Source organism: Rhodomicrobium lacus (assembly GCF_003992725.1).
GTDB classification, from domain to species: domain Bacteria; phylum Pseudomonadota; class Alphaproteobacteria; order Rhizobiales; family Rhodomicrobiaceae; genus Rhodomicrobium; species Rhodomicrobium lacus.
Map to the genome: position 1 here is coordinate 136,901 of NZ_RZNF01000012.1, position 20,158 is coordinate 157,058.

The 20,158-nt window shown below is 62.5% G+C and carries 21 protein-coding genes; 13 read left to right on the forward strand and 8 right to left on the reverse strand.

From position 1 onward, the window contains the following. Nucleotides 1–3: 3 nt before the first annotated feature. From EK416_RS10095 to EK416_RS10115, 5 genes are all read left to right on the forward strand, one after another. Nucleotides 4–732: a methyltransferase domain-containing protein gene (locus EK416_RS10095; RefSeq protein WP_127077370.1), complete on the forward strand. Its 729-nt coding sequence runs from the start codon at nt 4–6 to the stop codon at nt 730–732. Beyond that, a complete protein-coding gene (locus EK416_RS10100; RefSeq protein ID WP_127077371.1) occupies nt 681–1,847 on the forward strand; it encodes an NAD(P)/FAD-dependent oxidoreductase in 1,167 nt (388 codons plus the stop codon). Before EK416_RS10095 ends, EK416_RS10100 begins: the two co-directional genes overlap by 52 nt. A gap of 167 nt (nt 1,848–2,014) precedes the next feature. Further along, nucleotides 2,015–2,569, forward strand: a complete 555-nt coding sequence (locus EK416_RS10105; RefSeq protein ID WP_127077372.1) for a GNAT family N-acetyltransferase — start codon at nt 2,015–2,017, stop codon at nt 2,567–2,569. A 15-nt stretch (nt 2,570–2,584) separates the two neighbouring features. Next, nucleotides 2,585–3,130: a GNAT family N-acetyltransferase gene (locus EK416_RS10110; protein WP_127077373.1), complete on the forward strand. Its 546-nt coding sequence runs from the start codon at nt 2,585–2,587 to the stop codon at nt 3,128–3,130. Nucleotides 3,131–3,383: 253 nt separating this feature from the next. Further along, entirely contained in the window at nt 3,384–4,667 is a 1,284-nt protein-coding gene (locus tag EK416_RS10115) for an O-acetylhomoserine aminocarboxypropyltransferase (RefSeq protein ID WP_127077374.1), read from the forward strand. Between the two features lie 465 nt (nt 4,668–5,132). Here EK416_RS10115 and EK416_RS17750 read toward each other — a convergent pair whose 3' ends face one another. Continuing rightward, complete coding sequence (locus EK416_RS17750; RefSeq protein ID WP_164729970.1) at nt 5,133–5,348, reverse strand: DUF2842 domain-containing protein; 216 nt, start codon at nt 5,346–5,348, stop codon at nt 5,133–5,135. Nucleotides 5,349–5,608: 260 nt separating this feature from the next. Between EK416_RS17750 and EK416_RS10125 the strand changes: the two genes are divergently transcribed. Continuing rightward, on the forward strand, nt 5,609–6,223 hold the full coding sequence (locus EK416_RS10125; protein WP_127077376.1) for a hypothetical protein: 615 nt from the start codon (nt 5,609–5,611) through the stop codon (nt 6,221–6,223). A 158-nt stretch (nt 6,224–6,381) separates the two neighbouring features. Here the strand turns inward: EK416_RS10125 and crtI are convergent, their stop codons facing one another. Both crtI and EK416_RS10135 read right to left on the reverse strand, forming a co-directional pair. Continuing rightward, the gene (crtI, locus tag EK416_RS10130; protein ID WP_127077377.1) at nt 6,382–7,914 is read right to left on the reverse strand and encodes a phytoene desaturase family protein; all 1,533 of its coding nucleotides are present in this window, start codon (nt 7,912–7,914) and stop codon (nt 6,382–6,384) included. A gap of 19 nt (nt 7,915–7,933) precedes the next feature. Continuing rightward, nucleotides 7,934–8,227 (reverse strand): DUF1330 domain-containing protein, encoded by a 294-nt coding sequence (locus EK416_RS10135; RefSeq protein WP_127077378.1) that lies wholly within the window; start codon nt 8,225–8,227, stop codon nt 7,934–7,936. Between the two features lie 185 nt (nt 8,228–8,412). Here EK416_RS10135 and EK416_RS10140 point away from each other — a divergent pair, with 185 nt between their 5' ends. Both EK416_RS10140 and EK416_RS10145 read left to right on the forward strand, forming a co-directional pair. Beyond that, nucleotides 8,413–9,339, forward strand: coding sequence for a polyprenyl synthetase family protein (locus tag EK416_RS10140; protein WP_127077379.1), 927 nt, complete (start codon nt 8,413–8,415; stop codon nt 9,337–9,339). A 23-nt stretch (nt 9,340–9,362) separates the two neighbouring features. Then, nucleotides 9,363–9,905: a sterol desaturase family protein gene (locus EK416_RS10145; RefSeq protein WP_127077380.1), complete on the forward strand. Its 543-nt coding sequence runs from the start codon at nt 9,363–9,365 to the stop codon at nt 9,903–9,905. Nucleotides 9,906–10,017: 112 nt separating this feature from the next. Here the strand turns inward: EK416_RS10145 and EK416_RS10150 are convergent, their stop codons facing one another. The 3 genes from EK416_RS10150 to crtY all read right to left on the reverse strand — a co-directional run bounded on the left by EK416_RS10150 (nt 10,018) and on the right by crtY (nt 13,056). Next, nucleotides 10,018–10,665 carry a GNAT family N-acetyltransferase gene (locus EK416_RS10150; RefSeq protein ID WP_127077381.1) on the reverse strand — a complete coding sequence of 216 codons (648 nt, stop codon included), beginning with the start codon at nt 10,663–10,665 and terminating at the stop codon, nt 10,018–10,020. Between the two features lie 222 nt (nt 10,666–10,887). Next, complete coding sequence (locus EK416_RS10155; RefSeq protein ID WP_127077382.1) at nt 10,888–11,862, reverse strand: phytoene/squalene synthase family protein; 975 nt, start codon at nt 11,860–11,862, stop codon at nt 10,888–10,890. A gap of 3 nt (nt 11,863–11,865) precedes the next feature. Then, nucleotides 11,866–13,056 (reverse strand): lycopene beta-cyclase CrtY, encoded by a 1,191-nt coding sequence (gene crtY, locus EK416_RS10160; protein WP_127077383.1) that lies wholly within the window; start codon nt 13,054–13,056, stop codon nt 11,866–11,868. A 355-nt stretch (nt 13,057–13,411) separates the two neighbouring features. Between crtY and rpsD the strand changes: the two genes are divergently transcribed. Continuing rightward, nucleotides 13,412–14,029, forward strand: coding sequence for a 30S ribosomal protein S4 (gene rpsD, locus EK416_RS10165; protein ID WP_127077384.1), 618 nt, complete (start codon nt 13,412–13,414; stop codon nt 14,027–14,029). A gap of 155 nt (nt 14,030–14,184) precedes the next feature. Beyond that, nucleotides 14,185–14,529, forward strand: coding sequence for a ferredoxin FdxA (gene fdxA, locus EK416_RS10170; protein WP_127077385.1), 345 nt, complete (start codon nt 14,185–14,187; stop codon nt 14,527–14,529). A 100-nt stretch (nt 14,530–14,629) separates the two neighbouring features. On the opposite strand, the gene mtgA is transcribed toward fdxA, so the two are convergent. After that, nucleotides 14,630–15,421, reverse strand: a complete 792-nt coding sequence (mtgA, locus tag EK416_RS10175; protein WP_127077386.1) for a monofunctional biosynthetic peptidoglycan transglycosylase — start codon at nt 15,419–15,421, stop codon at nt 14,630–14,632. Nucleotides 15,422–15,518: 97 nt separating this feature from the next. On the opposite strand from mtgA, the gene EK416_RS10180 reads away from it, so the two are divergent. Beyond that, on the forward strand, nt 15,519–16,409 hold the full coding sequence (locus EK416_RS10180; RefSeq protein WP_127077387.1) for a polyprenyl synthetase family protein: 891 nt from the start codon (nt 15,519–15,521) through the stop codon (nt 16,407–16,409). A 248-nt stretch (nt 16,410–16,657) separates the two neighbouring features. After that, on the forward strand, nt 16,658–17,032 hold the full coding sequence (locus tag EK416_RS10185; RefSeq protein ID WP_127077388.1) for a response regulator: 375 nt from the start codon (nt 16,658–16,660) through the stop codon (nt 17,030–17,032). Nucleotides 17,033–17,095: 63 nt separating this feature from the next. On the opposite strand, the gene EK416_RS10190 is transcribed toward EK416_RS10185, so the two are convergent. Further along, nucleotides 17,096–19,747 carry a PAS domain S-box protein gene (locus EK416_RS10190; RefSeq protein WP_127077389.1) on the reverse strand — a complete coding sequence of 884 codons (2,652 nt, stop codon included), beginning with the start codon at nt 19,745–19,747 and terminating at the stop codon, nt 17,096–17,098. A gap of 125 nt (nt 19,748–19,872) precedes the next feature. Here EK416_RS10190 and EK416_RS10195 point away from each other — a divergent pair, with 125 nt between their 5' ends. After that, entirely contained in the window at nt 19,873–20,133 is a 261-nt protein-coding gene (locus tag EK416_RS10195) for a hypothetical protein (protein WP_127077390.1), read from the forward strand. Nucleotides 20,134–20,158 lie beyond the last annotated feature (25 nt).

The window sequence follows — 20,158 nt, forward strand, 5'->3', positions numbered from 1 at the left end:
GCAATGCCCGATTTTTCGAAGCGGGGCACGACGCCGGAACTGATGGATCATGAAGAGGTGCCGTTCGAGGAACATCGCGCGGTGCTGCGGCAGTTGACGCGTGCCAACGAGCTGTCGCTCGCCTATCGCCCGACGCTCGCCTTTTTCCGGCGGCTCAAGCGCGAAGGACGGCTTCCGAAAGACCGACCGCTCGTTGTGATCGACGCCGCCAGCGGTTACGGCGACATGTCGCGAAAAATTGATCGCTGGGCGCAGAAAAACGGCGTCGAGGCCCGTTTCCTCGGGGTAGACATGAATCCTCTAGCTGCGCGCGCCGCAGCGGAAGCCACGCCGCCGGGCCGGCCCATCACATGGCTCACGGCAAATTTGTTCGACTTTCGCGCCGATTTCGAGGTCGATATCGTCATGTCTTCGTTGTTCACCCATCATCTGCCGGGACCGGAACTCGTGGGTTTCATTCGCTGGATGGAGGAAACGGCGCGCATCGGCTGGATCGTCAACGATCTGAAGCGCCATCCGCTGCCCTATTATTTTCTCAAGGCCGCATTCTTTGCGACGCGGCAGCATCGCTTCATGCGCCACGATGGCCCCGTATCGGTCGCAAACGCCTTCAGGCGCGGGGACTGGCAGGGTCTGTTGGCCGAGGCGGGGCTCTCGCCCGGCGCCGCAAGCATCGAGGCATGGACGCCATTCCGGCTCTGCGTCACGCGGGTCACGGACGCCACGTCATGAATTACGATGCGGCGATAATCGGCGGCGGCCCGGCTGGGGCCGCCCTTGCAACCCATCTTGCGCGAGCCGGTCGCAGCGTCGTGCTGTTCGAAAAGGAATCCGGCGCGCACGATAAGGTTTGCGGCGAATTCCTGAGCCATGAGGGCGTCGGCTATCTTGAGGCGCTGGGTCTTCCGGTGGACGAGCTGGGCGCGCTGACGCTGAGCCGCATCCGTCTCGCTGGGACGGGCGAGCCGGTCTCCGCGCCGCTCCCATTCGAAGCGCGAAGCCTTTCCCGGCGCGTGCTCGACGAGGCGTTGCTGCGGCTTGCGGCGGACGCGGGCGCGGAAATCCGGCGCGGGGTGCGTGTAAAGAGCGTGACCGGCACGATGAACGGCTTCGCGCTTCAGCCCGAACGCGGAAGCGAGGTGTTCGCGAATGCGTCGTTCCTCGCCAGCGGCAAGCACGATATCAAGGATTTCAAGCGCGAGCGCGGCGCGCACCCGGAGTGCCTCGCGTTCAAGACCTATTGGCGGCTTCGCCCCGAAGAAGCGGATGCGCTGTCCGGCCATATCGAGCTTGTCCTGTTTCGCGGCGGTTATGCCGGCCTTCAGCCGGTCGAGGGTGGCCGGGCCAATCTCTGTCTCATCGTTCGCAAGGACACTTACGCCGATCGCTATGGCTCATGGGACGCCTTGTTCCATGCGCTCCGACATGAGGCCCCGCACGCCGGACGCAGGCTCGCAGGCGCGGAGTGCCTCTCCGAAAGGCCGCTCGCCATAGCGGGGCTGCCTTACGGCTTCCTCGCGCGCTCGAACGGCTGGCTCTGGCGCATCGGCGATCAGGCCGCCGTCATTCCGTCCTTCTCGGGCGACGGCATGTCGATCGCGCTTCACTCCGCGCATCGCGCCGCAGGCATCTATCTTTCGGGCGGTGGGGCTGAAGCATTTCAGGACGCGCTCGCGCGCGATCTGTCCGCCCAGTTGCGCCGTGCGACGGCCTTGTCGCGCCTGCTCGTCAGCCCGATGGGACAGAAGCTGGCAATGAACGCCGCGTACATGCTTCCGCGCATGCTGTCGCTCGGCGCCGACTGGACACGTATTCCGCCACGCGCGTTGAACCGGGCCAGCCTGTAACGTCTTCGCACCGACCCGCACGGGATCGCAGCGGCAAGTCAAGGGACGGGCGAACGATCAAGCCTGTTCAAAACCCTATTGCATCGGCGCGCGCTATAGTCTTTCGCTGTATTGCGCATTACAGGTGATGGATCGTATCGACGAGACTGCTTGTCAAAGTTTTCGCGATGATCCCGATCTTTGAAACATCTCGCCTCTTGTTGAAGCCGCTTCGGCTGGAGGACGCGCCCACCACGCAGACGCTGTTTCCTCACTGGGAGATCGTCCGCTATCTGAGCGACCGCGTGCCATGGCCCTATCCCGAGGGCGGCGCGGAGACGTTTTACCGCGAAGTCGCACTGCCGAACATCGCCGATGGCACGTTCTGGAGCTGGACCCTTTGGCTGAAGGGCGGCCCGGATCACCATATCGGCGCCGTGGACCTGCGAACCGAAAAAAAAGATAATCGCGGCTTCTGGCTCGGTTTGCCATGGCAGGGCAAGGGCCTCATGACGGAGGCTTGCGTCCCGGTGACGGACTACTGGTTCGACGTCCTTGGGCAAGACAGGCTCGTCGTCGCGAAAGCCCTGGAGAATGTCACGTCGCGCCGCGTGACCGAGAAACAGGGAGCGCGCATCATCGATGTCGAGGAGCGCCGCTTCGTCTGCGGCCCAAGGCGAACCGAAATCTGGGAACTTACGCGCGAGGACTGGAACGCCCGCCGCTCCAAAAGCAGCGACTGATGGCGCGTGAACCCCATGCAGCGAACCTTCGAAACACCGCGTCTGATTTTGCGGCCGCCAACGCTGCAGGACGCACCGGCCACACAGAAACTTTTCCCTCATTGGGAGATCGTCCGCTTCATGAGTGCCGGTATTCCATGGCCTTACCCGGAAGACGGCGCACACGTTTTCTTTCGCGATGTTCAACTTCCGGCATTAGAGCGGGGAAGCTCGTTTTGCTGGGCGATTCGCCTGAAGAACGGCCCGGAATATCATATCGGAATGGTGAGCCTTTTTCAGAGAAGAAGCGAAAACCGCGCTTTCTGGCTAGCTCTCCCGTGGCAAGGTCAGGGCATCATGACGGAAGCCTGCGAGCCCGTGACCGATTTCTGGTTCAACTCTCTCATGGAACCGGCGCTGATTGTTTCAAAGGCCGTCGAGAACGTCGGCTCTCGTCGAATTACCGAAAAGCAAGGTGGTCGTGTCATAGCGCGAGGCGAGCGCGCCTTCCTTAGCGGCAGACTTCCGTTCGAAACGTGGGAACTTACGCGCGAGGACTGGAACGCCCGCCGCCGTGGCTGACCGGTTGCCGGGAAGCCATGAAATGCGGTGCCTTGTCGCGCTCTTTTGCAGTCAAGCCGAAGCTGGAATCGCCTGAACGGTCGGCCTTCGCAAACGGCTCGCGCGCAGGCGCTTTCCCGCGCCTTGTGCTTTGCGCCATAGGCACATCTTATCGCAATTATTTTGCTTTTCTTGGCGCGTTTATTAAATGCCAAGAAAAATGATTGCTTTTATTCGGGATCGGCGGTTGAATCTCCCAAACGGAGGAGAAACCATGACCGACCAGACACCCGGCTTTGCTACCCTTTCAGTTCACGCTGGCGCGCAGCCGGATCCCGCGACCGGCGCGCGCATCACGCCGATCTATCAGACCGCATCCTATGTGTTCGACAACGCCGAACACGCGGCTGCGCTCTTTGGCCTTCAGGCGTTCGGCAACATCTACACGCGCATCAACAACCCGACGCAATCCGTGCTCGAAGCGCGCCTCGCGGCCCTCGAAGGCGGCACGGCGGCGCTCGCGGTCGCGTCAGGCCACGCCGCTCAGTTTCTCATTTTCCACGTACTCCTTGAGCCGGGCGACGAATTCATCGCCTCTCGCCAGCTTTATGGCGGCTCCATCAACCAGTTCAACAACGCCTTCAAGAAGTTCGGCTGGAACGTGGTCTGGGCCGACGGCGACGACCCGGCGAGCTTCGAGGCTGCCGTAACGCCGAAGACGAAGGCCATCTTCATCGAATCCATCGCGAACCCCGGCGGCATCATCATCGATGTGCCCGCAATCGCGGCGGTTGCGAAGAAAGCCGGTGTTCCCCTCATCGTGGACAATACGCTTGCGACGCCCTACCTCTTCCGGCCGAAGGAACATGGCGCGGACATCATCGTGCATTCTCTCACGAAATTCCTCGGCGGTCAGGGCAACTCGATCGGCGGCGCCATCATCGACGCCGGCACGTTCGACTGGCTGAAGAGCGGACGCTATCCGTCGATTTCGGAGCCAAATCCGTCCTATCACGGCCTCAACATCGGCGAGACATTCGGCAACTTCGCCTTCGCCATCGCCGCACGCGTGCTGAGCCTGCGTGACCTGGGCCCCGCCATCGCGCCGCTTAACGCGTTCCTGATCCTGAACGGCCTTGAGACGCTTTCGCTTCGCATCGAGCGCCACGTGCAAAATGCGCTCAAGGTCGCCGAGTGGCTGGAGAAGCACCCGAAGGTCGCCTGGGTCAACTATGCGGGCCTGCCGGGCAACCGCTATCATGAGCTTGCCCAGCGGCTCACGCCGAAGGGTGCGGGCGCCGTGTTCACCTTCGGCCTGAAGGGCGGCTATGAAGCGGGCGTCAACCTCATCTCGAATGTGAAGCTGTTCTCGCTTCTCGCCAATATCGGCGACGTGCGCAGCCTCATCATTCACCCGGCTTCCACCACGCACTCGCAGCTCACGCCCGAACAGCGCGAACTGGCCGGCGCGGGCGACGACACCGTGCGTCTCTCGGTCGGCATCGAGGACCCGGCGGACATCATCGCCGACCTCGAACAGGCCCTCGCCGCGCAGTAAGGCGCGCACCAAACGACGCAAGGCGGGTTCGTCCCGCCCTCACACTGCTGACAAAGCTCCCGCCTCGTGCGGGAGCTTTTGATTCAGCGGGTCACGCCGTAGAAACCGGTTCCCTCAACAGAGCGTGTTCGCGGCGGTCAGCATCGAGGAACTGGTCCCGAGGACCACTTTCTGAGGGAGATCGCGGGGGGTTACAAAGGCGGTCCGGCGCTGTACCGGCTCTTCCCGCTCATCGCCTCCTGCACCGCGAGCGCCAGGGCCGAACGCTCGATCACACGTCGAGGCGCGCGAAAAGAACCGACAGCCGCCGCGGCATGCGAGAAACCCTCTCCCATGCGGCGTGATGAGAGCCTGCTCCTCAAAAAAACGCCGGAACCCTCCTGACACCACACTTCCAAATAAAAACCCCGCCAAAAAGCCGGGGTTTGTCTGCCGTCCGGGGCGCCCTCGTGGCCCTTTTGCTTCTCAGACCTCGCCCGGGCGAGGCTTCAGCATCCACCTGATAAGGACGCCCGCCCACAACATCCAGATCACCGTGATCACGAGATAGAACAACAGGTGTCGCCAAAGCTCCGTGCCCGGCAGGCGCGCGAGCGCGATGGAGATGGTGAACAGGAAATACAGCACCGATCCGAACACGAAAACAAAGACGCCGATCAGTTTTCTCAATCGCGGGGTCATGCCACTCCGTCCTGTCCCATTTCGCATGTGCAAAAGCCATCCGCGTTGATAGTCGAGGCTTGTAGGCTTCGCAAATTTTCTTTTTAGCTCAAGGCCAAGCTGGGAGCGCGCTCTTGTCCCGGGGGAAGGAGAAGCGCACCCGGCGGCTGGGCCGGCGTCCGTCCGCATTCAGGCGACGGCCCCCGTTTCCTTCACTTCAACTCCGGTGTGGTCCTATGCAAAAGTTGCTTTTTGTACCAGTTGGTATTGCTGCCTTAGCCATGCTCGCGAGCGTGAGCTATTCCGCCGATCCGTCCAAGCCGAAGCAGGAAGAAGTGGGCGCGGCGCAGAACGGCAGCGCTTCGCACGCTCAACCCGCTGCAAATGCCGAGGCCAATAAGCCCGCTCCCGCGAAGACGGCGGATTCAAAGCCTGAGGGCACCGTAAAACCTGCTCCGAAGGTCGAGGCCGAAAAGCCCGCTCCCGCCTCGGCGAAAGCTGCAGAAGCGAAGCCGGCTGTTGCAAAGCCCGAAGACAAGAAACAGGTCGGGACGACTGCGGCGAAGCAGCCCGAAGTGAAGGCTGCGACAAAGGCCGAGGACAAGAAGCCGGGCACCGCCGCGAAGCCGGACGCGAAGCCCGTCGCTGAAGCCAAGGATGCGAAGCCCGCGCCCGCGAATACAGCAGCCGCGAAGACCGGCATCGCGAAGAAAGCCACGGTGAAGAAGGCGAAGAAGTCTGCCAAGCGTCACGGCAAGCGCTATGCGAAGCGCCTGCACCGCAAACATCGCCATGTCCATCGCTCGCACAAGCATCATCATCGCAAGCACCACCACCGCAAGGCGCATCGCGTGTCGGACGCCGCGCCACACGCTGCGACGGCAGGCTCTATCTAGCGAAAAGGGGGGGCGCGTTTCCGCCCCAGGATGCAAATATCAAACGGCGACATCCCGCAAGGGAGCCGCCGTTTTTAGCTGGGTCGCAGGAGCGACCTGGCTTGGTCTCTCGGTCGCAATCGCCGCCGCTTAGGAGAAGCGGCAATCCTCTCGCACGATTAAGACCGCGCATGCGGAACGAGCTTGTCGATCACCTTCGCAGAGCAGATCACGCCGGGGATCCCTGCGCCCGGATGCGTGCCCGCGCCCGTCAGGAAGAGGTTCTTGATGCCTTCCGCCTTGTTATGGAAGCGGAAATAGGCCGACTGCGTGAAGTGCGGCGCGATCGAGAAGCCCGCGCCCTCGTGGCTCAGATAGCCGTGCTTGAAATCGCGCGGCGTCATGAACATCTCGGCGCGGATCGTCTCCGACAAGCCCGGCAGGATCGTGCGTTCGAGGCCCGCAACGATGCGGTCGCGCAGCTTCGGCCCTTCCACATCCCAGTCGATGTCGCCCTTGAGGTTGGGCACGGGACAAAGCGCGTAGAACGAATCGCAGCCCTCGGGCGCAAAAGTCGGGTCGGTCGCCGTCGGGCGGTGGACATAGAGCGAAAAGTCGTCCGCGAGCACCTTCTTGTTGAAGATGTCGTCGAGCAGCCCCTTGTAGCGCTTGCCGAGCCAGATCGTATGGCGCGCGACGTCGGGATATTGATGCCCCGTGCCGAAATAAAGCACGAACAGCCCCATCGAGAGCCGGGCCGTCCTGCGCTTCAGGCGCGCGGAGAGGCCGATTTCACTGTCGGGGATCATGTCGCCGAAGAGATGCATCGGGTCGACGTCAGACACCACGATGTCGGCAGAAACAGTCTCGCCATTCTTGAGGCGCACGCCTTTCGCCGTCCCGTTCTCGATCACGATCGAAGACACCGTCTCGCCTAGGCGAATATCGACGCCCTCCTCTTCCATCAGCTTGCCGAGCGCGGCGACAATCGCGCCCGTGCCACCCTCCGCGTAGAACACGCCCCATTTGCGTTCGAGGTAATGGATCAGGCCGTAAATGCTCGTCGTCTGGAAGGGGCTGCCGCCGACGAGCAACGGCTGGATCGACAGCGCTTGCCGAAGCTTCGGGCTGTGGAAATATTTCGTCACGAAGTCCCACACAGTCCTATAGCTGCCGAGCTGAACGAGGCGCGGGATCTGGCCGACCATCGTGAAGGGGTTGTGGAACGGCTGATCGGCGAGGTTCGTGAAGCCGGCGTCGAACAGCTGTTTCGAGTGCTCCAGCATGCGCAGATAACCGTCGCCGTCGCGCGGGTCGAGGCGATTCATCGCGGCGAGCGTTTCTTCGAGCGTACCGCCGTAATCGAAGGTCGAGCCGTCCTCGTCGAAGAAGAAGCGATACCAGGGCGTGAGCGGCTTGAGCGTGATGTAGTCTTCGCTCTTCTTGCCGAACAGGTCGAACAGTTCCTCGATGAGGAACGGCGCGGTAATCACCGTCGGCCCGGCGTCGTGCCTGAAGCCGTCCTTCTCGAAAACCTGGCCGCGCCCGCCAAGCATGCGGCCACGGTCGATCAACGTCACGCGGTAGCCCTTGGCCGCGAGCCGGAGCGCCGCCGCGATACCGCCGAATCCTGCGCCGACGACGAGTGCGGTTTCGGCACCTTCGGCGCGCGAGCGCGAAGGCGCTTCAGTGTTCGCGACGATCTGATCCATGGCTCTTCCTTATCTGGTCTTACGGTTCGGCGCCTTCGACGATGACGATCTCACCCTCGGAAAAACCGACGCGATGCGCGCGGGCGGCTTGATATTCCGCCGAGTTGTAGCAGTCCACCGCCGCTTCGAAGGACGGAAATTCGATGACGACATTACGAGCGCGGGCGGTGCCTTCCGCTGCGGTAAAGCGTCCTCCCCTGGCGAGAAAGCGCGCACCGTGTGCTTTGAACGCGTCTGCCGCGCCGGCAACATAAGCTTTGTATGCCTCGGCGTCTTTCACATCGACGCGGGCGATCCAGTACGCTTTCGGCATGGGTGTCAACCTCTCCGAACACCTTGGCCCCGAATGCCGCAGTGTGTAAAGTTCAGTTTACAAGCTATGGCGCATGGGCCATACCGTTTTGATGGCCAAGCTGTTTTTACGCGGTCTTTCAACCGACTTCGGAGAGATAGAGGCCACTTCAAGCCATCGTCAAGTTACCAGTGCGGGAATCTTACATGGGCGGCCAGCTAGACGTTTACATGATGCTGCGGGCGAAAATCGAGTCGCGGCTTGCGGAACTGGTAGAGTTGGACGGGCCACTCGATCCGTTGCAGGGGTCGCTGCGGCACAGCCTCCTCGCCCCCGCCAAACGTGTCCGCGCCGTGCTGACCCTCGTTGCCGCCCGCGAACTCGGCGGGCGTGAAACCGACGCTCTCGACCTCGCATGCGCGGTCGAGATGATCCACACCTCTTCGCTGATCCTCGACGATCTGCCCTGCATGGACAACGCCGCCACGCGGCGCGGCATCCCGTCCAATCACCGCGTTTTCGGTGAGGCGACCGCGATCCTCGCCTCCATCGGCCTGATGAACCGCGCCTATGGGGTCGCGGCGGCGGCGGCAAAGCTTTCGGCCGACCAGCGCGCCGAAGCCGTCGGCGTGCTCGAATGGTCCGTCGGCCTCGAAGGGCTCGTGCGCGGCCAGCATGACGACCTCGCAGACTACCGCGCCACCATGAACGAGGCGCAGCTCGAAACCATGTATGCGCAGAAAACCGGCGCGCTTTTCGCCGCCGCGGCCGAATGCGGCGCGATAGTTGCGAATAATCAAGCCGCGCGCCCCGCAATGCGCAAATTCGGTCTTGATCTCGGCGTAGGATTTCAAATCTTAGACGATGTGCTTGACGCGCATGCGACAAGCGACCGCGCGGGCAAGGATACGTCCAAAGATTCAGGACGGACGACATTCCCCAGCCTCCTCGGCGTGACCGAAGCCGCGGAAATCGGCCGCGCGAAGATCGAAGGCGGCGTGGGTGCGGCGGTTGCCGCTGCTCAGGCAGCAGGGAGCGACGGGCGTCTGTTCACGGCGTTCGCCTCGCGTCTTGCGGAAGCATTTTCGGAGCTGATGCCGGAGTTTCAAGGGAAGCTCGTCGTCAGCGCATAGGGATCGAACAACGGCGAGGATCGATGAGCGACTGGCTATTTTACATCGCATTGTTCTTCGCCGTTTTCTTCTTCATGGAAGGCACCGCATGGTTCCTCCACAAATACGTTATGCACGGTTTCCTATGGGTCCTGCACAAAAGCCACCACGAGCCGCGCACCGGCGCGTGGGAGCTGAATGACGCGTTCGGCATCTTCTTCGCGGGTATCGCCATCGCGCTCATCGCCTGGGGCGTACAGTTTGGCGGGCCGACATGGGCCTGGGTCGTCGGCGCGGGCGTCACAGCCTACGGCTTCGTCTATTTCCTCGCGCATGACGTGCTGGTGCATCACCGCCTCGGCGTGAACATCCATCCGAAGAGCGGCTATCTTCGCCGCCTCTATCAGGCGCACCGCCTGCACCATGCGGTCGACGGCAGGGACGGCTGCGTATCGTTCGGCTTCGTATTCGCGCCATCGCCGGAGCGCCTCAAGAGGAAGCTTCAGGAACTCGCTCCGCTGCGGGCGGCCCAGCGCAGCAAGCTCGATGCGAAGCGCTTCACATCGGGCGGCGAAACGCTGCATTAGGGCGCGTCCGGAAAAGTGTGAAGCGGTCTTCCGATAAGGCAACGGAGCGCGGCTCCAATTCGACGCATCCTTTCTCACATAGCCCGCTTGAACCGCGCCACAGGGCATCGCGTCAGAGCGCTGTCAAAGGAACCGCCGAGTCGCCTTTCAGGGGCTTCATCATCGCCCCGATCAGCGAGTGTTCCGCAGATTGCGCGTAGACGCCTGCGTAAATTCCGCGAAGCCAATCAGCCACCCTGTCGGTCGATACGGTGTCCCGCTCTTCGAGCCCGTCGACCAGAAGCCACATCGGCGGTACTTCGCCGGGCTGGCCGAACGGCAGCACATAGGTGAGCCCCTCGACCTTCCGGCAGCCGAACCGCCGATAAAAACGCAAGCGCCGCCTCGCCTCGTCGGTTTCCGGTGCATCGGCGCGAGGCGCGTCGACTTCGAGAAGCCCGGGAGCGCCAGGCGCCGCTTCGGCGGCAAGAGCGCGCGCCGCGTCATAGATTCGCCCGCCGACGCCGCCCGACCGGGCGTTCGAATCGACCGCCAGATACTCAAGAAGCCAGAAAGATGCATCCGGCGCGAAATAGCTGACGGCGAACGCCACCACTCGCCCGTCATCGAGGGCGACAAGCAGCCGGCGGCTTGTATCGCCAAGCATCGCCCGCACCATCCATTCCGGCTTCTGCTCGGCGCGCGCGATGGAGACGCGATAGATCGCGATGAGCTGTTCGAGGCGATCTTCATCGCCACGGCCGAGGACGGCAAATTCCATAATCCCAACCTTGTTGCGGAAATCTCGCGCCGAAGAATCGATCGCCCGTCAAAACCGGGTCGCATCCGGGACAGCTTCTGATCGAATCAAAAGCGAGCTTTTCTTTATTTTGTCGTGCGTCTTGTCGGAAAGCGCAATCCGACCGGGTCGAGCAACCCGATCGGTTGAACTTCAGGAAGAGCCCATTATCGCGATACAAATCAGATCGGAAAGGGTTCGGTTCTAGCGCAGGAATGCGAACGGCCTGTTCCGCTGCGTAGGCTTGCCGAGTTCGGGCACAGTGAAAAGACCATCGCGCGGCGGCGCGTAGCCGATCCTGAGCGTCGTATGAGCGCGAACCGCCGCCGTCGCTCCCGAGAGGGCCGCCGCAAGCTTGCGCATCGGCCCAACGATGGCGCGACCATCCCAGGCACTCTCGCCCCTGTTAGCGACGAGCCTGCCAATGTCTCTATAGACGCGACGCGCCGCGCCGATACCGACTGCCGCGCCAAGCGGAAGCCGCTGCATGCCGAACAACGCGGAGCGATAATATTCGTCGGCTTCGCACAGAAGGCGCTTCGTCACTTCGTAGACCTGGCCACGATATTGCGGATCGGCGACCTTGTCTTCCGGCACACCGGCCTCGCGCAGCCACTGACGCGGCAGGTAAAGACGGCCGCCCTTGGCATCTTCCACGACATCGCGGCAGATATTGGTGAGCTGGAACGCGATGCCCAGATCCGAGGCGCGGTTCAGGGTAGGCCTTTCGCGCACGCCCATGATCATCGCCATCATCACGCCGACGACGCCCGCGACATGGTAGCAATAGTCCAACGTATCTTCGAGGGTTTCGTAAACACGCTCGTTCACGTCCATCTCGAAGCCGCGAAGAAGTTCCATCGGATGGCGCTCGGGGATGTGGTGCTTGTGCGCCACTCGCCCCAGCGCCACGAAAACGGGTTCGGATGCCGTTCCGGCAAGCGCCGCGCTCGTGTCGCGGCGCAATCCTTCGAGCCGCTCCTGCGGCGATTTTTCGCTCCCCGTTTCCCGGTTGAATCCGAGAATCTGGTCGTCGATCACGTCGTCGCAATGACGGCACCACGCATAAAGCATCATGGCGTCGTAGCGCGTGTCGCGCGGCAAAAGCTTTGCCGCCATGGCGAAGCTTTTGGAACCTTTCTCGATAAGCTCGTGACTGAGTGCGATAATTGGGTCCATGAATCAGCTCGGCGATGAAACGGGCTGAGGGATGGGATTGACGCGAGTTTCTCCCATGACCCTCAAGGCCTTATGAATTGGAACGGGTGGCCAGCCTATAAGAATGCGGGCCTGATCCGCAAGAGTAAGGCTAGAGCTGTAGAAGCGCTCGATCAGCGGCTCGTTGAGATCGTAGAAGCGCTGCAACACGCGGTAGCGGGTCTGCGGCTTGGCGGCCCAGAACAGCATCCGGTTCAGCAGACGGAAAAACCGCTGCTCGCTCCAGTGCTGATGAGCCCATCTGACGGTCAGGCGATGGAGCGATTCGCTCGTCAGATGATCCATTCTGGCGATTGCGTCGGCACAGCGCACCGCGAAAGGGAAGGAATAGCTTGTCGTGTGGTGAAAGAAGCCGCCGCGAAGGCCAAGCGCCGGCACGCCGTCGGCATTCTTTTCCAGGATATCGTCGACATTGCCGCCAAGCACGATCGGAAGGACGCCCCGCTCCTCGCGCTCGATCTCCGCAACCGCCCAGCCGCGCTCACGCGCATAATCGAGGCACAGGTCGCGATGCGTGTGCGCGTCGATCGCGGGGTTGTCGCTGTAATATGTGTCTTCGATCAGCATGGTGTCGTCCGTGAAAGGCAGGGTATACACGAAACGATATCCGTCACGCTGGCGAACCGTCGCATCCATGATGATGGGATAGGGTTGGCCGTGCGGCCGCTCAAAGCGGACGACAAGACCGAGGAATTTCTGATAGCCGATGGTGAGGTTATCGACGCGACCCATCCCGCGCGCATCGATGACGCAGGGCGCGCGCAGCACCTCGCCGCCGGAGAGCACCACCTGATGTGGAGAAACGCTCAAGACGCGCGCCGAGAATCGGACGCTGTCCTTCAGAACCGGAAAAGCGGCGGCGTGCAGCGTTTCGGAGAATATGGAGTTGTAGCCGGATTTCAGCATGCGCGTGTGTTTGGGGAAGCGCACCTGCTGCTCGGACCAGGAATGTGCGACAAAGGGCGCAATCCACTCCCACGCGTCCTCTGATATATCTGACGTGTGGAATGACCAGGTGTGATTGCCACCGAGTTTGTCGTCGGCTTCGAGAACGAGAACCGACAATTCCGGCCTGATTTGGCGCAGACGGTAGGCTGCAAGCGTGGCGGCAAGACCACCGCCAGCAAGGATGACGTCGAAATCGCGGTCGCTCATACGGTGACTCTGCCTCAAATTGACCTATGTCAACGGCGCTACGCGTATAAGGTTTCCCGGAAACCGCCTATAAATCCAGTTACGTCGTTTGACTTTTTCGTGTTTGGGGTTTCTCAAGCCCGAGCTTGCTGCCGCATTCGATCTCGTCCAGAATCGTTCCCTTTGTTCTGACGCCGCCGCAGGCAGCTCCCGTTTTACGCTTGCCTCGCATGATCCGAAGCGCTATCTGTGCGCGATGGCGGCATCCGAGCCGCCTTTTTGCATGCCCGTGACGGCTACACGCCGTCTGTCGGCAGGGAAACCTGCAAAGGAAGGGCCTGCTCCACCATCATCATCATCATTCTGGAGCACAGACATGACGAAGCGCGCGACCGCGAAACATAAAATCGACCGCCGCCTTGGCGAAAATCTCTGGGGCCGCCCGAAGAGCCCGCTCAACAAGCGTGAATACGGCCCCGGCCAGCACGGCCAGCGCCGCCGCGGCAAGACGTCCGACTTCGGCACACAGCTCAAGGCGAAGCAGAAGCTCAAGGGCTATTACGGCAACATCACGGAGCGGCAGTTCCGCCTGATCTACGCAGAAGCGACGCGCCTTCGCGGCGACACCTCGGAAAACCTGATCGGCCTTCTCGAACGCCGTCTCGACGCGGTCGTCTATCGCGCGAAGTTTGTCGCGACGCCGTTCGCCGCCCGTCAGTTCATCAGCCACGGCCATATCTCCGTCAACGGCCGCCGCGTCAACATCCCGAGCTACCGCGTTCGCGCGGGCGACGTGGTCGAAGTGCGCGAAAAGGCGAAGAGCCTTGCCTTCGTTCTGGAAGCGACGCAGAGCACCGAGCGCGATGTGCCGGACTATCTCGAAGTCGATCACAGCAAACTGACCGCGCGCCTTTCGCGCATCCCGCAACTCTCGGATGTTCCCTATCCGGTGGTGATGGAGCCGAATCTGGTCGTCGAATTCTACTCGCGCTAAGTTTCGTTTCCGGGAAAGCCGGGCCGGTAGCGTGGTTTTTGCGAATGCGATAACGTCATTCGGATCAATCACCTCCCGGCTTGTTTCCCTTTACCGAATGCGCTATCGAGGCGCTTCAAAGGACAAGCCGCGCCGCCCGGCTTCGGAGAAGTTCCATGACCTACGTTGTGCTGGATGCCTGCATCAAGTGCAAGTTCACCGATTGCGTAGAGGTCTGCCCCGTCGATTGCTTCTACGAGGGCGCGAATATGCTGGTGATCAACCCGGACGAATGCATCGATTGCGGCGTCTGCGAACCGGAATGCCCGGTCGACGCGATCAAGCCCGATACCGAGCCGGGCCTTGAGAAGTTCCTCGAAGTGAACCGCGAATACGCGGCGCTTTGGCCGAACATCACCGTGAAGAAGCCGCCCCTGCCCGATTACGAAAAGTTCCAGCAGGAAGCCGAGAAGTTCGAGAAATATTTCTCGCCCGAACCCGGCGAAGGCGACGCGGAATAAGAGCCGCCGCTTCCAGCTGAGGCTTTAGCCCAGTCCTGTCAGCGCAAAACATCCGTCGCGCCGCTTGGCTTGCGTTGTTCAGGCGGCCGATGGCTGATCGTCATTCCCGACCCGCCTCTTCCTCCGCCGACGCCTCCTCCTCAAGCACACAGAACGAGCCGTCGCTCTCCCGTACCGCGCGCGCGCGCAGCCTGTTGGCGAGTGCCGCCACGCGCGGGCCGGGCTTGCCCGCATTGCGCCGCTTGGGGTTCGGCAGCGCCGCCGCAAGCTGCGCGGCCTGCTGCATCGAGAGATCGTCCGCCGACGTCTTGAAGTGGTGCCGCGCCGCAGCCTGAGCGCCGTAGATGCCGGGCGCCCATTCCACGATGTTGAGATAAATCTCCATCACGCGCCGCTTTCCGAGCACCGCATCCATGAAGGCCGCGAGCGGAATTTCAAACGGCTTCCTGAGCCAGGCCGGATCGCTCCAGAGAAACATGTTCTTCGCGGTCTGCATGGTGATGGTGCTGCCGCCGCCTTTCGGCTTTCCCGCTTTCACCGCATCGACCGCCTTGTCGAGCGCCTGCCAGTCGACACCATGATGCTGGCAGAACCGTCCGTCCTCGGACACGATGACCTGAGCAATGAGGTTCGGTGAAATCTCGTCGAGGTCGCGCCACTCATGGATCACGGGCCGCCCCAGAAGCGCCTGCCGCGCCATGAGCGCCGAGAGCGGAGGATTTACGACTGTGAAGACGAGCGTCAACACGTAAGGCGCGAGCAGAAACAGGGCGAGAGCGATGAGAACGATGCGCAGCGCGCGGTCGCGCCAGCGATGGTGGCGTCCATTGTCGTCGTGCGGGCGCGTCGCCTCGACCAGTCGCTCGAAAGTCTTTGGCGCTAAATCCGTCATGACGCAGCTCGCAAATCGCGCTTGAGGATCATAATCATCTGGTCCATGGTGCGCCCGCAGAAATACCCGGCATCCAACAATAAATCCCAATCCTGTCATGACCTTTACAGAACGCCTCGAAGACCATGCAAGCCTCGTCGAACGCCATCTCGATGAATGGCTGTCCACCGAGAAGCTCGGCGCCGTGCCGGACAGGCTGCTCGACGCCATGCGCTACGGGACGCTTGGAGGCGGCAAGCGGTTTCGCCCGTTCCTCGTCATCGAGAGCGCGGCGTTGTTTGGGGTGCCGGTCGAAAAGGCGCTGAACGCGGGCTCCGCGCTCGAGTGCATCCATTGCTATTCGCTCGTGCATGACGACCTGCCCGCCATGGACAATGACGACCTGCGGCGCGGGCGGCCGACCGTTCACAAGGCGTTCGACGATGCCACGGCAATCCTCGCGGGCGATACGCTGCTGACCGTCGCCTTTGAAATCATAGCCCATGAATCGACGCATCCGAATCCGGCTGTTCGCGCAGCACTCGGCCTTGAACTCGCTCGCGCCAGCGGTGGCGCAGGCATGGCGGGCGGCCAGATTCTCGACCTCATGGCGCCGGGCAAGACGCTCGGAGAAGCGGACATTCGCAGGCTTCAGGCGATGAAGACCGGCGCGCTCATTACCTACGGCTGTGTCGCGGGCGGCATTCTGGGTGAAGCAAGCAAGGCCGAACTGGCAGCGCTGAAAGCCTATGGCGATGCGCTCGGCGCCGCTTTTCAGCTTGCGGACGACCTGCTCGACGCCGAAGGCGATGCCGCCGTCGTTGGAAAGGCGACCGGCAAGGATCAGGAAGCGGGCAAGGGCACACTCGTTTCGCTGCTCGGCCTTGAAACCGCGCGCGCGAAACTTCAGGATCTCAAGGCGGAAGCGCTCGCCGCGCTGGCGCCGTTCAAGGGCCGCGAAGCCCTGCTCGCCGACGCTGCAGAATTCGTGGTTGCGCGCAAATTCTGAGGCGACCCGCAACCGTGGCGCGAATTCGCTCCCGCACGTCGCGGCATGCGGGTCCATCTGAGGTTTGCCACTCCTGCTCACGCAACCTTGAAGCGGCGGCGAGGCGAAATCGGACCGACGCTCTGCAAAAAGGGTGGACTCCCCTCATGCCGGGTTGCATCATCAAAAAGCCGACTGACTAGATCAAGTATCTTCGGCGCGAGCGCGCCGAAACGCTTGCACCGCCAGCGAGTAGGAGCCAGCGTATTATGATGGAGCAACGAGCCCTTGCGGGCGCGCGCGTTCTGATTGTCGAGGACGACGCTTTATCAGCCCACGTGGCGCAGGAGATGCTTGCGGAGCTTGGCTGTAGTGTCACGGGCGTGGCCGCTTCCGTGGATCAGGCTCTCGACGAGATCAACAGCAAAAAGCCTCTCGACTGCGTGATGCTCGACGTTCGTCTCGGGCGTGAGCTTTCGAGCGACATAGCAACCTATCTGCTGCAACAGAATCTGCCGTTCATCATTTGCAGCGGCTACGACATCAAGCTGCCCGGCATGAATATCCCGGTGGTGGACAAGCCTTATACAGTCGCCGCCCTCGCGCAGGCGCTCAACCAGGCGCTGGCGCAAAGGTCGGCGTGATCGAAGCGGCCTTCCCTTGCCGCGGTCGCGAGAGAGGCAAAGGCAAGGAATTCGCGATTCCGCCTAGGATTTCGGCGCCGCCTTGTGCGTGCCCAGCGCCAAGGCGATTGCGCGTTCGAGTTCCAATGAGCGGAACGGCTTGGAAAGACGCGGCAAGGTATCCATGACCGCATCCTCCTCATCCGCGAAGCCCGTCATCAGCACGGCGGGCAGACCCGGCCGCAGGTCTCGCGCGCGCCGGACGAGTTCATTGCCCAACATCCCCGGCATGCGCTGATCGGTGATCAGCACGTCGCAGGCACAATCGTTCGCAAGATGGTCCAGCGCGCAGGGACCGCTTTCCGTCTGAATCACGGTGTGTCCCATGCCCTCCAGCATCGCAGATACTCCATCGCGCACAAAGCCGTTGTCGTCCGCGAGAAGGATGGCAAGCGGCGCAAGGGCCGCCTGCTCCGGAGATGGCGTGCCATCGGCGGTCGTCTCCGCATCGGCGACCGGAAGCCACAACGTCGCGCAGGTCCCCCGGCCAGGCTCGCTTTCGAGGTCGAGCTTGCCGCCCGACTGAGCGGCGAGACCGTGGATCATCGAAAGGCCAAGGCCGGTTCCCTTGCCGATCCCCTTGGTCGAATAGAATGGCTCCACCGCGCGGGCCAGCATGTCCCTCGTCATCCCCACTCCGGTGTCATCGAAAGCCAACGCAACGTAAGATCCCGGCGCGAGTTCCGCGATGTCTCCCTCGCAAACCGTCTTCGCTGAGGCCGAAATCGTGATGGTGCCGCCATCCGGCATCGCATCGCGAGCGTTCACCGCAAGATTCAGGAGCGCGACCTCGAACTGGCTTGGGTCCACCCGCACACGCGGCACCCCCTCGGCAATCGTGACGCGAAAAACGATCCGCGGGCCAAGTGCGCGTGCGATCAGATCGCGCATCCCCAGGATCAGACTCTTGAGATCGACGGCGCGCGTGTCGAGATGCTGCCGCCGCGCGAAGGCAAGCAGACGCTGAACGAGAACACGAGCGCTTTCCGCCGATTGCATCGCATTGGCGACCAGTGCCCGCAGCCGCTCGTCCGGCGCGATCCTCCGCTGAAGAAGCTCAAACGCGCCCATGATGGGCGTCAGCAGGTTGTTGAAATCGTGAGCGATCCCGCCCGTGATCTGGCCGACCGCTTCGAGGCGCTGGCTTCGCAAAAGCGCCTCCTGGACCTGTCGGCGCGTCGTTATGTCGGCCCCCTCCGAGACGACGGAGATGACTTGCCCGCGTGCCCCGCAGATCGGCCGCATGGTGAAATCGTACCAGCGCGGACCGCCCGGAAGGGCGAGGAGAATTTCGCGCCGGACCGTCTCGCCATTCGCCGCTTCGGCAAAGGCGGACCGGATGAATTCCGTCATGCCGGGCGTCTCCGAAAACCAGGGCGTGTCCCAGAAGGGCCTGCCGACGACGACTTCGGCCGTATCGGCGCCGATAGCGGCGAGCGAGGTAGGGTTGGCGTCGAGGAGCGTACCGTCGAGCGCGGAGATGCACTTCGAGTGATAGCTCGTGTGGAAGATGGCCCGCATGCGCGCCTCGGAGCGTTCCAACGCCTCCGCGCTTTCCTTCTCGGCGGTGACGTCGCGCCCGTTGGCGTAGATGAGATCGCCATCGGGCGCCACGAGCCATGACGTCCAGCGATAGGTTCCGTTCCTGTGCCGAAAACGGACTTCAGTCCCTTTTGCGCCTCCGCGCGCAAAAAAAGCCTCGCCCGTCGCGGCTGAGCTGTCGTCGGGGTGAAGAAAATCCCGGTAGGACTTGCCGATAACCTCCTCCGGCGCCCAGCCGAGCACGGTGGTCCAGGCGGGATTTGCCGCCCGAAAGATGCCCTCGCTATCCGTGATGAGGAACATGTCGCGAGCGTGGTTCCATGTGCGCTCTCGCGCCTCGTCCGCTGCGCGGGCTCGTTGCTTCAGGTTGGCCGTCAGATCGAGCCACGCGCGTTCGGCGGCGCGCTGCTCCGTTATATCCGTGTGAATTCCGACCCACTCCGACACTTCCCCCGCATCGTCGAAAACGGGAAGCGCCCGGACGGAATAGCGGCGCCATTGACCATCGGCGGGGCGGCGGATGCGATGTTCGAAAACATAGATGCTCTTCGCCGCGACGGCGGCTTTCCATGCGTCGACCGTCGGCTGCACATCGTCGGGATGAAGCGCGTCCTTCCAGCCAAACCCCTGATACTCGTCAAAGCGTTGGCCGGTCAGCGCGGCCCAGCCCGGCTGCTCGCCCCGCATCTCGCCTTTCGCGGTGTTCGTCCACAGAACGCCGCGCACCGCGTCCACCACGGCGCGGCATCGGCGATCCTCCGCTTCGCTGGGCGCCTTCGATTGGGCGCGCGCGAGGACGTGAAAGCAGACGAATTCCATTCCGCGAAGAACAGGCGTCAGGGTTGCTATCACCGGAACAGTGCCCCCGTCGGCGCGCACGAGATTCGTCCGCGTTTCGCACCCCCGATGCGCGAGTCCGTCGAGCTTGTCTGGCGCCGCCCAATCGCCCGACGCGACATCGCACAGACGAAAACGAAGAAGATCCGCCTCGGCGCGGCCAGCGAGAGCGCAGAACCACTCGTTCGCGCTCAGAAATTGCCCCCGGGCGTCGAGGGTAGCAAACGCCGCCTCCCCTGCGGGTAGAATCCCGCCGCCGGCAAGATCCTTCAGCCGGTCACTCGGCTCTCTCGTCATGTCATGACCAACGGAACAGATTTCCTGCGCAATGAACACGGTGGCTAGGCTGGAGGGCTCAGAACGCGGGCAACGTGCGGCAAAAGAGAGGCAAAACCGATACCCGCTTCAATTAACGTGAACGAATGACGCGGACCGGAGTTCCGGCGGGCGCGGCCGAGCCGCAAGCCCGAACGCGGCGCATGCTCGCGGCGCGCACCGTCCAGCCTGGGTCGAGCCTGCGTCAAGCCGGCATAGCCTTACGGGGCAAAGCTGATCGGCAATCCATCATCGACAGCGTCGTGCCGCATCTGATTTACGGCATGACGGTGCAGGCGAAGCGCCTGGAAGCCCTCGATTTCGGGGAGCAGCGTGGTTCATCCGGGCGCGGGCGCGATCGGCGCTGAAGCGCGCGCGCCGTCGCCCGATCGG

Bases quoted from the DNA above. Each gene is read 5' to 3' on its own strand.
- EK416_RS10105 (WP_127077372.1), top strand. From the start codon at position 2,015: ATGATCCCGATCTTTGAAACATCTCGCCTCTTGTTGAAGCCGCTTCGG.
- mtgA (WP_127077386.1), bottom strand. From the start codon at position 15,421: ATGACGGATTTAGCGCCAAAGACTTTCGAGCGACTGGTCGAGGCGACG.
- EK416_RS10155 (WP_127077382.1), bottom strand. From the start codon at position 11,862: ATGGACCCAATTATCGCACTCAGTCACGAGCTTATCGAGAAAGGTTCC.
- EK416_RS10115 (WP_127077374.1), top strand. From the start codon at position 3,384: ATGACCGACCAGACACCCGGCTTTGCTACCCTTTCAGTTCACGCTGGC.
- crtI (WP_127077377.1), bottom strand. From the start codon at position 7,914: ATGGATCAGATCGTCGCGAACACTGAAGCGCCTTCGCGCTCGCGCGCC.
- EK416_RS10190 (WP_127077389.1), bottom strand. From the start codon at position 19,747: ATGACGAGAGAGCCGAGTGACCGGCTGAAGGATCTTGCCGGCGGCGGG.
- crtY (WP_127077383.1), bottom strand. From the start codon at position 13,056: ATGAGCGACCGCGATTTCGACGTCATCCTTGCTGGCGGTGGTCTTGCC.
- EK416_RS10110 (WP_127077373.1), top strand. From the start codon at position 2,585: ATGCAGCGAACCTTCGAAACACCGCGTCTGATTTTGCGGCCGCCAACG.
- EK416_RS10185 (WP_127077388.1), top strand. From the start codon at position 16,658: ATGATGGAGCAACGAGCCCTTGCGGGCGCGCGCGTTCTGATTGTCGAG.
- EK416_RS10180 (WP_127077387.1), top strand. From the start codon at position 15,519: ATGACCTTTACAGAACGCCTCGAAGACCATGCAAGCCTCGTCGAACGC.
- EK416_RS10145 (WP_127077380.1), top strand. From the start codon at position 9,363: ATGAGCGACTGGCTATTTTACATCGCATTGTTCTTCGCCGTTTTCTTC.
- EK416_RS10125 (WP_127077376.1), top strand. From the start codon at position 5,609: ATGCTCGCGAGCGTGAGCTATTCCGCCGATCCGTCCAAGCCGAAGCAG.
- EK416_RS17750 (WP_164729970.1), bottom strand. From the start codon at position 5,348: ATGACCCCGCGATTGAGAAAACTGATCGGCGTCTTTGTTTTCGTGTTC.
- EK416_RS10100 (WP_127077371.1), top strand. From the start codon at position 681: ATGGACGCCATTCCGGCTCTGCGTCACGCGGGTCACGGACGCCACGTC.
- EK416_RS10150 (WP_127077381.1), bottom strand. From the start codon at position 10,665: ATGGAATTTGCCGTCCTCGGCCGTGGCGATGAAGATCGCCTCGAACAG.
- EK416_RS10135 (WP_127077378.1), bottom strand. From the start codon at position 8,227: ATGCCGAAAGCGTACTGGATCGCCCGCGTCGATGTGAAAGACGCCGAG.
- EK416_RS10140 (WP_127077379.1), top strand. From the start codon at position 8,413: ATGGGCGGCCAGCTAGACGTTTACATGATGCTGCGGGCGAAAATCGAG.
- fdxA (WP_127077385.1), top strand. From the start codon at position 14,185: ATGACCTACGTTGTGCTGGATGCCTGCATCAAGTGCAAGTTCACCGAT.
- rpsD (WP_127077384.1), top strand. From the start codon at position 13,412: ATGACGAAGCGCGCGACCGCGAAACATAAAATCGACCGCCGCCTTGGC.
- EK416_RS10095 (WP_127077370.1), top strand. From the start codon at position 4: ATGCCCGATTTTTCGAAGCGGGGCACGACGCCGGAACTGATGGATCAT.
- EK416_RS10195 (WP_127077390.1), top strand. From the start codon at position 19,873: ATGACGCGGACCGGAGTTCCGGCGGGCGCGGCCGAGCCGCAAGCCCGA.